The organism is Mesorhizobium sp. L103C131B0 (assembly GCF_000502275.1).
Lineage (GTDB): Bacteria > Pseudomonadota > Alphaproteobacteria > Rhizobiales > Rhizobiaceae > Mesorhizobium.
Map to the genome: position 1 here is coordinate 327478 of NZ_AYXC01000002.1, position 12246 is coordinate 339723.

A 12246-nucleotide genomic window follows, 5' to 3' on the forward strand; every position below is an offset into this window, starting at 1 on the left:
CAGGCTTTTGCCCGCCATTCCTGCCCCACATGGGGATCGCGGCTCCATACACGAAGCCGATTTCCTATTCTAGACCGGAATTCAAGCGCTGGCGAATGGTAGCCGGCGGGCTATGCGGCCTTCTCCACCAGCCGCGCCAACTGCGTCATGACGACAGCCGAGCCCGCCAGGCGCTTTTCCGCCGTCGGCCAGTCGCGGATGAAGACCACGCTGTGGTCGGCCCTGATCTTGGCCAGCGAGCCCTGTTCGCCGATGTATTTGACCAGCCCGACCGGGTTGGAAAACTCGCGCTTGCGGAAATGGATGACGACGCCCTTGGGGCCGGCATCGAGCTTTTCGACATTGGCCCTGCGGCAGAGCGCCTTGAGGAAGACGATCTTGAGAAGATGTTTCACTTCCTCCGGCAGCGGACCGAAACGATCGATCAGCTCGGCGCCAAAGGCGTCGATTTCCTCCGTGTTTTCGAGATCGCCAAGGCGGCGGTAAAGCGCCAGCCTGAGCTGCAGGTCCGGCACGTAGCTTTCCGGGATCATGACCGCCGTACCGACGGCGATCTGCGGCGACCAGCCGCCATCCTGCACCTCGCCGGAATCCTTCACCTCGGCCACCGCCTCCTCCAGCATCTGCTGGTAGAGCTCGAATCCGACCTCCTTGATATGACCGGATTGCTCTTCGCCCAGAAGGTTGCCGGCGCCACGGATGTCGAGGTCGTGGCTGGCGAGCTGGAAGCCCGCGCCAAGCGTGTCCAGCGACTGCAGCACCTTCAGCCGGCGCTCGGCCGTGTCGGTGAGCTTGCGGTTGGCCGGCAGCGTGAACAACGCATATGCCCGCACCTTGGAACGGCCGACGCGGCCGCGCAGCTGGTAGAGCTGCGACAGGCCGAACATATCGGCGCGATGGATGATCAGCGTGTTAGCGGTCGGAATGTCGAGCCCGGATTCGACGATGGTGGTCGACAACAGCACGTCGTACTGGCCGTCATAGAAGGCGTTCATGATGTCGTCGAGTTCGCCCGGCGGCATCTGGCCATGGGCCACCGCCACCTTCAGCTCGGGGACGGATTCGCGCAGGAAATCATGGATTTCGGCGAGATCGCTGATGCGCGGAACGACATAGAAGGAATGGCCGCCGCGGTAGCGTTCGCGCAGAAGCGTCTCGCGGATGACCAGCGGGTCGAAAGGCGAGATGAAGGTGCGCACCGCCATGCGGTCGACCGGCGGCGTGGCGATCAGCGACAGTTCGCGCACGCCGGTCAAGGCAAGCTGCAGCGTGCGCGGGATCGGCGTCGCCGACAGCGTCAGCACGTGGACATCGGTCTTGAGGTCCTTCAGCCGCTCCTTGTGCTTGACGCCAAAATGCTGCTCCTCGTCGATGATCAGCAGGCCGAGATTCTTGAACGAGATCGCCGACCCGAGCAGTGCATGGGTGCCGATGACGATGTCGACCTGCCCCTCGGCGATGGCTTTCTTGGTTTCCGCCAGTTCCTTGGCGCCGACCAGCCGCGAGGCCTGGCCGACGCGGATCGGCAGGCCGGAGAAGCGCTGCGAAAAGGTCTTGAAATGCTGGCGCGACAACAGCGTCGTCGGCACCACGACCGCGACCTGGAACCCTTCCATCGCCGCGATGAAGGCGGCGCGCAACGCCACTTCGGTCTTGCCGAAGCCGACATCGCCGCAGATCAGCCGGTCCATCGGCTTGCCGGCGCCGAGATCGTCCACGACGGCATCGATCGCGCCCTGCTGGTCGTCGGTCTCCTCATAGGGAAAGCGGGCCGAGAACTCGCCGTAAAGCCCTTCCGCCGGCACCATGGGCGGCGCGGTACGCATCTGGCGCTCGGCGGCAATGCGGATCAGCTGTCCGGCCATGTCGAGCAGGCGCTTCTTTAGCCGCGCCTTGCGCGACTGCCAGGCGCCGCCGCCGAGCTTGTCCAGCGTCGCCTCGGCTGTGTCAGAGCCGTAGCGCGACAGAAGCTCGATGTTTTCCACCGGCAGGAACAGCCGGTCGTCGCCGGCATAGTGGATTTCCAGGCAGTCATGCGGCGCGCCGACCGCCTCGATGGTGCGCAGGCCGATGAAGCGGCCAACGCCGTGATCGGCGTGGACGACGATGTCGCCGGCCGACAGAGACGAGGCCTCGGCAATGAAATCCGAAGCGCGCTTCTTGCGCTTCGAGCGGCGGATCAGCCGGTCGCCCAGAATGTCCTGCTCGGCGACGACAACCAGCTGTTCGGTCTCGAAGCCGGATTCCAGTGGCAGCACCGCAAGGGCGGCCTGCCCCGGCTCGAGCTTTTCGGCTTCGGCCAACGTCGCCACCGGCACGAGATTGCCGAGATGATGCTCGGCCAGGATCTGGCCGAGCCGATCGAGCGATCCTTCGGTCCAACCGGCGACGATGACCCGCCGGCGCGCCGCGCGCTCGTCGGCGATGTGTTTTACGACGACGTCGAAGACGTTGGCGTTGGGGTCGGCACGTTCTTCGGCGAAGCTGCGACCGTGGCGCGAACCGCCATGGAACACCTTTTTGGCCCCGACATCGGGCGCGTCGAAGGCGGTGAAGTCGATGGCTTCGCGCGGTCCGAGCGACGCCACGAGGTTTTCCGGTGAGAGATAGAGCAGGTCCGGCGCCACCGGCTTGTAGGGCACGGCGTCCTTCAAGGCGGCGTCGGCCTGTTTGCGGCGCGCTTCGTAGTGGTCGAGGATCAGCGTGTGACGCTCAGCCAGCGCTTCGTGCGCCAGATGGTCGAAGATGACAGGCGCATCCGGCAGATAATCAAACACTGTCTCCAGCCGCTCGTAGAACAGCGGCAGCCAGTGCTCCATGCCGGCAAAGCGCCGCCCTTCGCTCACCGCCGCATAAAGGCCGTCGTCGCGCTGCGGCGCGCCAAAGGCTTCGATATAGGAGCGCCGGAAGCGGCTGATGGTTTCGGGCGTCAGCGCCACTTCGCTCATCGCCTGCAGCGCCATCGACTTGCGCTGGCCGGTTGTGCGCTGCGTGGCGGCGTCGAAGACGCGGATCGATTCCAGCGTGTCGCCGAAGAAATCGAGCCGCAGTGCTTCCGTCCAGCCGGGCGCGTAGAGGTCGAGGATGCCGCCGCGCACGGCGAATTCGCCGATACCGCGCACCGTCGGCACTCGCTCGAAGCCGGAAATCTCCAGCCGGGACACCAGCGCGTTCATGTCGATCTGGTTGCCGGGCTTTGCGTGGAAAGTCTGCGCTTCGACCAGATCGGCCGGCGGAATGCGCTGCAGCAGTGCATTGGCAGTGGTCAGGATGACCGCGCGATGCGGCTTTTTTGCCAGCGCGATCATCGCCGTCAGGGCGTCGAGCCGCTTGGCGGCGGCATCGGAGCCTGGCGAAACGCGGTCATAGGGCAGGCAATCCCAGGCCGGCAACTCCAGCACCGGCAGGCCGGGGGCGGCAAAGGTCAGCGCCTCGATGATCAACGGCAGGCGCTGGCCGTCGCGCGCCACGAACAGCACCGGTTTGTCAGGCGCAATCTCATGGATCGCCTGCACCAGCGCAAAGGCTTCGTAGCCATCGGCAACGCCGTCGACGATGAACTGGCCGGCACGGCCTTTCGGCAGACCGATTTTGGGAATGAGGCTCATGGTTGCACGTTTAAAATGTCATGGTCCGGCGCGATGCCAAGATCTTTTGCAGGACGGCACAGTCGATATTCCTGGGAACCGGGCGTTCGCCGGTGACCATGGGCAGGAATTCGGTGTCGGGGATGTCGAGGAGCCTTTCATATTGGTCGATTTCATCGCCGGTCAAGGCGCCGATCTCGTTGTCGGCAAACGTACCGAGGATAAGGTCCATCTCGCGCATCCCGCGATGCCAGGAGCGGAACAACAGCTTGCGGCGCCTGATATCCAGCCCCTCGCTTGATCGTTTCGTCCCGGTCATCGTGCCGCATCCTTGCTTGGTGCGGCGCATATAGCGTGGATAGAGGGCGGTGTCAGCCTTGCAACGCACGGGTGGGCGGCTAAACATCCCGGGTGTGAAGAACACTCCTGACAACGCTGGTGCCGGACACCGCCCGCACTTCACCCTCCCCCTTGTGGGGAGGGTCGGCGAGCACGCTTCGCAAAGCGAAGCGAGTGAGACGGGGTGGGGGTGCGGCGCTGACCTACCGACTTCCTCGAAAGTTAGCCGCGCACCTACCCCCATCCCGCTCCGCTTCGCGGATCGACCCTCCCCACAGGGGGGAGAGTGAAGCCTTGCGCCCCTCCCTCCTCGACCCTCTCTTCGTCCCGATCACTTCGCTTGCCGGCGTCGGCCCCAAGGTTGGCGCTCTGATCGAGAAGGTGGTGGCGGCCGATCTCGGCGAACGGCCGGCGCGCGCCGGCGACCTGTTGTTCGTTCTGCCGCACACCGTCATAGACCGCCGCAATCGTCCCGGCATCGCGCTTGCGCCGGCCGGCGCCATCGTCACGCTCGACGTGCGCATCGACCGCCACCAGCCGCCGCCGCGCGGCAACCGGTCGGTGCCTTACCGCGTCTATGCCCATGACGACACCGGCGAGATCGGCCTGATCTTCTTCCACGCCCATGCCGCCTATCTCGAAAAAGCGATGCCAGTGGGCGAGCATGTCGTCGTCTCCGGCCGCATGGAGTGGTTCAACGGCCGCCCGACCATGGTCCATCCCGACCATATCGCCCTGGTGAGCGAGGCGGAAACACTGCCGCTGGTCGAACCGGTCTATCCGCTGACCGCCGGCTTGTCGGGCAAGGTGCTGCGCCGCGCCATCGGCCAGGCGCTCGGCCGGCTGCCGGAATTGCCGGAATGGCAGGACGGCGCCTTCATGCGCAAGCAGACTTTCCCCGCCTTCGCCGACGCGCTCGCCCGCATCCACTATCCCGCGGACCCGATCGATGTCGCCATCGAGGGGGTGGCATGGCGCCGCCTTGCCTATGACGAGCTTCTCGCCGGCCAAGTCTCGCTGGCATTGGTGCGGGCAAAAGTGCGCCGGCTGTCGGGCCGGCCGCTCATCGGCGACGGTCGCATCGTCGAGAAACTGCGCGCAGCCCTGCCCTATTCATTGACCGGCAGCCAGGAATTCGCGCTTGCCGAAATCAATGCCGATCTGGCCGACCCCGAGCGCATGCTGCGCCTGCTGCAAGGCGATGTCGGCTCCGNGCTCCGGCAAGACGGTGGTGGCGCTGCTGGCCATGGGGCGCGCGGTGGAGGCCGGCGGCCAGGCGGCCTTGATGGCGCCGACCGAAATCCTGGCGCGCCAGCATCTGGCGACAATCACGCCGCTGGCCGAACAGGCCGGCCTGCGCGTCGCTATCCTGACCGGCCGCGAAAAGGGCCGCGAACGCGCCGATACGCTGGCGGGCCTGGCCAGCGGCGACATCGACATCGTCGTCGGCACCCATGCGCTGTTCCAGGAAACGGTGACCTATCACGACCTCGTCTTTGCCGTGGTCGACGAGCAACACCGCTTCGGCGTCCACCAGCGGCTTGCCATCACCGCCAAGGGCGACGCCCCCGACATGCTGGTGATGACGGCGACGCCGATCCCGCGCACTCTGGTGCTGACCGCCTTCGGCGACATGGACGTCTCCAAGCTGACGGAAAAGCCGGTTGGCCGCCAGCCGATCCGCACCGTCACGCTGCCACTGGAACGGCTGGACGAACTGGTCGGTCGCATGCTGGACGCGGTTGCCGACGGCCAGAAGATCTACTGGATCTGCCCGCTGGTCGAGGAATCCGAAGAGATCAAGTTGATGTCGGCCGAGGACCGTTTTGCCTCGCTGCAGCCCTTGTTCGGCGATCGCATCGGCCTCGTCCACGGCCGCATGAAGGGCGCCGAAAAGGACGAGGCGATGCGCGCGCTCAAGGCCGGCGAAACCCGCATCCTGATCGCCACCACCGTCATCGAGGTCGGCGTCGACGTGCCGGACGCCACCATCATGGTCATCGAGCATGCCGAACGTTTTGGCCTGGCGCAACTGCACCAGTTGCGCGGCCGCGTCGGCCGCGGCGACAAGCCTTCTTCCTGCGTGCTGCTCTACAAGGACCCGCTCGGCGAAACGGCCAAGCGCCGGCTGTCGGTGATGCGCGAGACCGAGGACGGGTTCCTGATCGCCGAAGAGGATCTGAAGCTGCGCGGCGAAGGCGAATTGCTCGGCACCCGCCAGTCCGGCACGCCGGGCTTCCAGGTGGCGCGCATCGAGGTGCACGCCGACTTGCTCGAAGCAGCCCGCGACGATGCAAGGCTGATCCTGTCGCGTGATCCGGAACTACAGTCTGAGCGCGGCGAGGCGCTGCGGCTGCTGCTCTATTTGTTCGGCCGCGACGAGGCCGTGCGGCTCTTGCGTGCCGGCTGAGCCAAAGCACCAAGCGGCGGGTTGGCGAGATCTCCGTCGATCGGCTGGCCGTTCATCGTCACCATTTTCGGCTTGACTTCGGGCGCCACCAGCCCGGCCGAGACGATCAGCCTGGCGCCATCCTCGATCGTCATGTCGAGCAGCACGATGTCGGATTTCGGCACGTACATCAGGAAACCGGTGGTAGGGTTCGGCGTGCACGGCATGAACACGGCGATCATCGGGTCGCCTGCATGGTCGAGCTTCTGGTTGATCTCGGTTTCCTTCTCGCTGGCGACGAAGACCAGCGACCAGACGCCTTTTCGCGGATATTCGACCAGCCCGACCTGGCGGAACATATCGCCCTTGTTCGACAGCACCGTCTGGAAAATCTGCTTCAGCGAACCGTAGATGCCGCGCACCAGCGGCATACGGCCAAGCAGCCGTTCGCCGAAATTGACGATGGCGCGACCGACGATGTTGGCGGTCATGAAGCCGATCAGCGTGATCAGCACGAGCGCCACGATCAGGCCGAAGCCGGGCACCGGAAACGGCAAATAGGTGTCGGGGCTGTAGCGCGCCGGAATGTACGGCTTCACCCAGGAATCGACCCAGCCGACGAACGACCAGGCGATATAGGCGGTGATCGCCAGCGGCGCGCAGACGATAAAGCCTGTGAGGAAATAGTTCCTCAGCCGGGTCATGCCTGAAGTTCTGGGAGCATCGGACATGGTTCACCGGGGACGCGGGTTGCAGCGCCACACTAGTGAAGCGGACGGCGCTTTGGAACTGCGAAGTTTTTTAGACCCCCGATGAGCGCCGACTACTCCACCGTCACCGATTTCGCCAGGTTGCGCGGCTGGTCGACGTCCGTCCCCATGAACACGGCGGCGTAGTAGGCCAGCATCTGGATCGGCAGCGCATAGATGATCGGCGAGATGATTTCCGGCACGTCGGGCAGGATGATCGTCTCCATCGTCTTGACGCTGACCTGCGCCGCGCCCTTGGCGTCGGTGATCAGGATGATCTTGCCGCCGCGCGCCGCCACTTCCTGCATGTTCGACACGGTTTTTTCGAAGATGCGATCATGCGGCGCGATGACGATGACCGGCATGTTCTCGTCGATCAGCGCGATCGGCCCGTGCTTCAGTTCGCCCGCGGCATAACCCTCGGCATGGATGTAGGAGATTTCCTTGAGTTTCAGCGCGCCTTCCATGGCCAGCGGGAAATTGGTGTCGCGTCCGAGATAGAGCACGTCCTTGTAGCGCGAGATTTCGCGCGCGATGCGCTCGATCTGCTCTTCGAGCTTCAGTACCTGGTTGGCGTAGCGAGGCGCCTCCGAAAGAGCGCGCACCAGCGTCTTTTCCTCATCCTTCGAGATCGTGCCGCGCGCCACACCCGCACGCACCGCCAGCGAGGCCAGCACCGAAAGCTGGCAGGTGAAAGCCTTGGTCGAGGCGACGCCGATCTCCGGCCCGGCCAGCGTCGGCAGCACGACGTCGGATTCGCGCGCCATGGTCGATTCGCGCACATTGACGATGGCGCCGATCTTCATGCCCGCCTTGCGGCAATAGCGCAGCGAGGCCAGCGTGTCGGCGGTTTCGCCGGACTGCGAGATGAAGAAGGCGGCATCATCAGCGGATAATGGCATTTCGCGGTAGCGGAATTCCGAGGCGACATCGATGTCGACCGGCAGCCGCGCATAGCGCTCGAACCAGTATTTGCTGATCAACCCCGCGAGATAGGCGGTGCCGCAGGCCGAGATCGCCAGCCGGCCGATCTTGGCGAAGTCGAACGGCAGTTCCAGCGGCTTCGACAGGCCAGAGACGAAATCGACGTAGTGCGCCAGCGTATGCGAGATCACCTCGGGCTGTTCATGGATTTCCTTTTCCATGAAATGGCGGCGGTTGCCCTTGTCGACCATGAAGCTGGTCGACAGCGATTGCTGGCGCTTGCGGGCAACCTCTTTGCCGTCGATGTCGAAGATGGTGACGCCATCGCGGCGCACCACCGCCCAGTCGCCGTCTTCAAGGTAGGTGATGGAATTGGTGAAGGGCGCCAGCGCGATGGCGTCGGAGCCCAGAAACATCTCGCCATCGCCATGGCCGACGGCCAGCGGCGGGCCATTGCGGGCGCCGACGATGAGGTCCTCGTCGCCGGTGAACATGATGGCCAGAGCAAAGGCGCCTTCCAGTCGCTTCAGCGCCTGATGCGCCGCCTCGATCGGCTTCAACCCTTTGGCGAGTTCGCGCGCCACCAGGTGCGCCACGACCTCGGTGTCGGTCTGTGATGAGAAGGAATAGCCGTCGCGGATCAGTTCGTCGCGCAGTTCGGCGAAATTCTCGATGATGCCGTTATGAACGATGGCGACGCCGTCGGAAAAATGCGGATGGGCGTTGGTCTCGTTGGGCACGCCATGCGTGGCCCAGCGCGTGTGGCCGATGCCGATCGTGCCATCGAGCGGCTCGTCCTTCAGCCGGCGTTCGAGGTTGATCAGCTTGCCTTCGGCGCGGCGGCGGCCAAGCCGGCCATGCTCGACCGTGGCGACACCGGCCGAGTCATAGCCGCGATATTCCAGCCGCTTCAGCGCATCGACGATGAGCGGCGCGACCTGGCTCTGGCCGACAATTCCGACGATACCGCACATATGCCTGCCCCCAATTCCCGCTGGAAAACCAGTCCCGATGGAAAACCAGCGCTATCTAGGGATTGCCGGCCCGCCGCGAAAGTCACTTTGCGTTTCGTCTGCTGTAACGGAACGCTTCTCAACCCGATGCACCATGACACACCGCTCTTGCAATCCGGTTACCGCAATTCCTCGGTTGTTCAATTGCTTCGGCGGTTAATGGCCGGTGCCGGCCTTTTTCTTCGCCGCTGCGGCAGACGCGAAGCGCTCGCGCAATTCCTTGCCCTTGCCGGGAATGGTCTTCTGGCGGGCGCGGCCGAAGGCCAGCGCATCGTCCGGCACGCTTTCGGTTATGACGCTACCCGAGGCGATGTAGCCTCCCTTGCCGATCGTAACCGGCGCCACCAGCGACGAGTTCGAACCGATGAAGGCGCCCTCGCCGATGTCGGTGAAAAACTTCGAGTAGCCGTCATAGTTGCAGGTAATGGTGCCGGCGCCGATATTGGCCCCCGCGCCCACACGGGCATCGCCGATATAAGTCAGATGATTGACCTTGGCGCCCTCCTCGATGACCGCCTGCTTGACCTCGCAGAAATTGCCGACCTTGGCTTTCTCGCGGAGATCGGCGCCTGGCCTGAGCCGTGCGAACGGACCGACGTCGCAATTGGCAGCGACGGTCGCGCCTTCGATGTGGCTGAAGGCGTGGATCTTGGCGCCGCCGGCGATTTTCACGCCCGGGCCGAACCAGACATTGGGCTCGACGATGGTGTCGGCGCCGATTTCGGTATCGTGCGAGAAATACACGGTGTCCGGCGCAATCAGCGTTACGCCCGACAGCATCGCCTCGTCCCGACGACGCTGTTGCCAGATGCCTTCCGCCTGCGCCAGCTCGGCCCTGTTGTTGATGCCGAGCGCGCTCTCGAAGCTCGTTTCGGTGGCGACGACATCGAGCCCTTTCGCACTGGCGATCTCGACGATGTCGGTGAGATAGTACTCGCCCTTGGCGTTCTTGTTGCCGACCTTGTCGAGCAGTTCGAGCGCATGAGCGCCGGCCACCGCCATCATGCCGGCATTGCAGAAGCCGATCTTCTTTTCCTCGGCGGAGCAGTCCTTCTCCTCGCGGATGGCGGTGAGCTTGCCACCTTTTTCGATCAGCCGGCCATAGCCGGCCGGGCTGGGCGGGCGGAAGCCGATCACCACAACAGCCGCGCCATCGGCAAGCTTTTGCCGCGCGGTCACCAGGGCTTCAGCGTCGATCAGCGGCGTGTCGCCGAACATCACGAGAATATCGTCATAACCCTTTGATATCGCATCGCGCGCAGCCCGCACGGCATGCGCAGTGCCGAGCCGCTTCTCCTGCACGAAGGTCTCGGCCTTGGGCGCGAATTTCGCCGCCGCCTTGCGCATATCATCGGCGCCATGGCCGATCACCAGCGCCTGGCTGCGGGCGCCGGCGGCCTCGGCCGCTTTCACCACATGGGCGACCATCGGCAGTCCGGCGATCTGGTGCAGCACCTTCGGCATCGCGCTCTTCATGCGCGTGCCTTCACCGGCGGCGAGAATGACGGACAGGCAGGATCTCTGGCTCATGGATGGCAACCGTATGAAAGGGATCAGGAATCGCAGAGTGGTAGCATCTGGCGTCATGCTGCACCAATGCGGTTAAATTCCGGTGAGGTGATGAGGCAGTTCACTCTCGATCAGCGGATCGCTACCCCAGCCGGCCCAGCACCGGAAAATTCTCGAGCAGCCAGTAGGACACCGTCTGCACGCCGCCGGTGAGGAAGAACATGCCGGCGACGACCAGCAGCGCGCCGATGGCTTTTTCGACGCGGCCGAGATGGACGCGGAACCTGCCGAGGAAGCGCATGAAGGCGCCGGAGAACAGGGCAGCAATCAGGAACGGAATGCCGAGGCCAAGCGAATAGGCGGCAAGCAGAAGAGCGCCCTCGCCCACCGTCTCGCGGCCGCCGGCCAAGGTCAGGATCGGCCCCAGAACCGGGCCGATGCAGGGCGTCCAGCCGAAGGCGAAGGCCAGCCCCATGACATAGGCGGCGACCATGCTGGCAGGCTTGCCCTGCGACTGAAAGCGCGCCTCGCGCGACAGAAGCGGTATGCGCAGGATGCCGAGGAAATTCAGCCCCATCAGGATGATCAGCACCCCGGCCGCCATCGCCAGCGGCTCCTGCCAGACGCGCAGCCAGTGGCCGATGGTCGAGGCGCCGGCGCCAAGCGCCACGAACACGGTGGAGAAACCGAGTACGAAGGCGAGCGAGGAATAGATGAGCGCGCCGCGGGCGCCGGCCTTGGCCGTGACGCTGGCATCGTCACCGCGAAAATCGTCGACCGACACGCCGGCCATGTAGCAGAGATAGGGAGGCACCAGCGGCAGCACGCAAGGCGACAGGAACGAGATCGCCCCCGCTCCGACCGCGCTGACATAGCCGATGTCCAATGGCATTCCAGAACTCCAGATTCCTTGGCGCCGGTATAGCGGTGCAAAACCGTGTTCGCCAATCACCATCGTGTGGCATTTGGCTACACATACGGTCCGGCCGGACGAATTGTTACCGACCAATCCCAAGTTGACCAAGCCGGGGAAGAAATATCCCTCGCCGAACGTTCACAGAGCGAAGCCGCGATTTCTGCGCGCTTCGTCGGATCACCAGGGAGATTTCCATGAAAACGATCACCGTCGGCTTGGCCGCCCTTCTGCTCAGCACCGCCGCATCCTTCGCCGCCGAAGCGTGGAAGGAAGCCGAAGTCGGTGGCACCAAGATCTACACCGATGCCAGTGGCATGACGCTCTATACCTATGACAAGGACGAGAAGGGCAAGACCAACTGCTACGACAAATGCGCCACCAACTGGCCGCCGCTGAAGGCCGAGGAGGGCGCCAAGGCGGACGACGAATGGACCATCGTCGACCGCACCGACGGCACCAAGATGTGGGCCTATGACGGCAAGCCGGTCTACACCTTCATCAAGGACAAGAAGGCCGGTGACATCACCGGCGACGGCGTCGGCGAAGTCTGGCACATCGTCAAGGCCGACTGATCGTCCGAACCTCTATCCCGCGCCCGCTCGGCGGGACTCAGCTGGCCGCCGGCTCCAACGACCCGGCGGCCAGTTCTGCATTTACAGGCAGCGCGAACCGGTCGCGGCGCGCCTTACCCAGTGGCTCCAAACACGAACCGTCCCAAGCAAAAATTTTGTGGTCTTCTCCATACACTCTTAGAGTGTATTGCGGCGGACGCCTCCGCATTTTGGCCGCTTGCCCTTGACCGATCGCAAAAGCGCGGCCA

7 protein-coding genes and 1 pseudogene are annotated in these 12246 nt (G+C 64.3%); 2 read left to right on the forward strand and 6 right to left on the reverse strand.

What is annotated here, in order from left to right:
• Positions 1-110 precede the first annotated feature (110 nt).
• Positions 111-3608: a transcription-repair coupling factor gene (gene mfd, locus X730_RS159510; RefSeq protein ID WP_023825644.1), complete on the reverse strand. Its 3498-nt coding sequence runs from the start codon at positions 3606-3608 to the stop codon at positions 111-113.
• Positions 3609-3618: 10 nt separating this feature from the next.
• A complete protein-coding gene (locus X730_RS159505) occupies positions 3619-3906 on the reverse strand; it encodes a succinate dehydrogenase assembly factor 2 (protein ID WP_023681561.1) in 288 nt (95 codons plus the stop codon).
• A gap of 314 nt (positions 3907-4220) precedes the next feature.
• On the opposite strand from X730_RS159505, the pseudogene recG reads away from it, so the two are divergent.
• Positions 4221-6336: pseudogene (recG, locus tag X730_RS01000000164175) on the forward strand (ATP-dependent DNA helicase RecG).
• Here recG and X730_RS159500 read toward each other — a convergent pair.
• The 4 genes from X730_RS159500 to X730_RS159485 form a co-directional block, all read right to left on the reverse strand.
• On the reverse strand, positions 6288-7046 hold the full coding sequence (locus tag X730_RS159500; RefSeq protein ID WP_027050381.1) for a DUF502 domain-containing protein: 759 nt from the start codon (positions 7044-7046) through the stop codon (positions 6288-6290). The pseudogene recG and the gene X730_RS159500 overlap by 49 nt on opposite strands.
• Positions 7047-7138: 92 nt before the next feature.
• Complete coding sequence (gene glmS, locus X730_RS159495; protein WP_023825645.1) at positions 7139-8962, reverse strand: glutamine--fructose-6-phosphate transaminase (isomerizing); 1824 nt, start codon at positions 8960-8962, stop codon at positions 7139-7141.
• A gap of 195 nt (positions 8963-9157) precedes the next feature.
• Complete coding sequence (gene glmU / locus X730_RS159490) at positions 9158-10531, reverse strand: bifunctional UDP-N-acetylglucosamine diphosphorylase/glucosamine-1-phosphate N-acetyltransferase GlmU (RefSeq protein WP_023825646.1); 1374 nt, start codon at positions 10529-10531, stop codon at positions 9158-9160.
• A 121-nt stretch (positions 10532-10652) separates the two neighbouring features.
• Positions 10653-11402: a cytochrome c biogenesis CcdA family protein gene (locus tag X730_RS159485; RefSeq protein WP_023701183.1), complete on the reverse strand. Its 750-nt coding sequence runs from the start codon at positions 11400-11402 to the stop codon at positions 10653-10655.
• Between the two features lie 218 nt (positions 11403-11620).
• Here X730_RS159485 and X730_RS159480 point away from each other — a divergent pair, with 218 nt between their 5' ends.
• On the forward strand, positions 11621-11998 hold the full coding sequence (locus X730_RS159480; RefSeq protein WP_023825647.1) for a hypothetical protein: 378 nt from the start codon (positions 11621-11623) through the stop codon (positions 11996-11998).
• Positions 11999-12246 lie beyond the last annotated feature (248 nt).

Bases quoted from the DNA above. Each gene is read 5' to 3' on its own strand.
- X730_RS159485 (WP_023701183.1), bottom strand. From the start codon at position 11,402: ATGCCATTGGACATCGGCTATGTCAGCGCGGTCGGAGCGGGGGCGATC.
- glmS (WP_023825645.1), bottom strand. From the start codon at position 8,962: ATGTGCGGTATCGTCGGAATTGTCGGCCAGAGCCAGGTCGCGCCGCTC.
- X730_RS159480 (WP_023825647.1), top strand. From the start codon at position 11,621: ATGAAAACGATCACCGTCGGCTTGGCCGCCCTTCTGCTCAGCACCGCC.
- X730_RS159505 (WP_023681561.1), bottom strand. From the start codon at position 3,906: ATGACCGGGACGAAACGATCAAGCGAGGGGCTGGATATCAGGCGCCGC.
- mfd (WP_023825644.1), bottom strand. From the start codon at position 3,608: ATGAGCCTCATTCCCAAAATCGGTCTGCCGAAAGGCCGTGCCGGCCAG.
- X730_RS159500 (WP_027050381.1), bottom strand. From the start codon at position 7,046: ATGTCCGATGCTCCCAGAACTTCAGGCATGACCCGGCTGAGGAACTAT.
- glmU (WP_023825646.1), bottom strand. From the start codon at position 10,531: ATGAGCCAGAGATCCTGCCTGTCCGTCATTCTCGCCGCCGGTGAAGGC.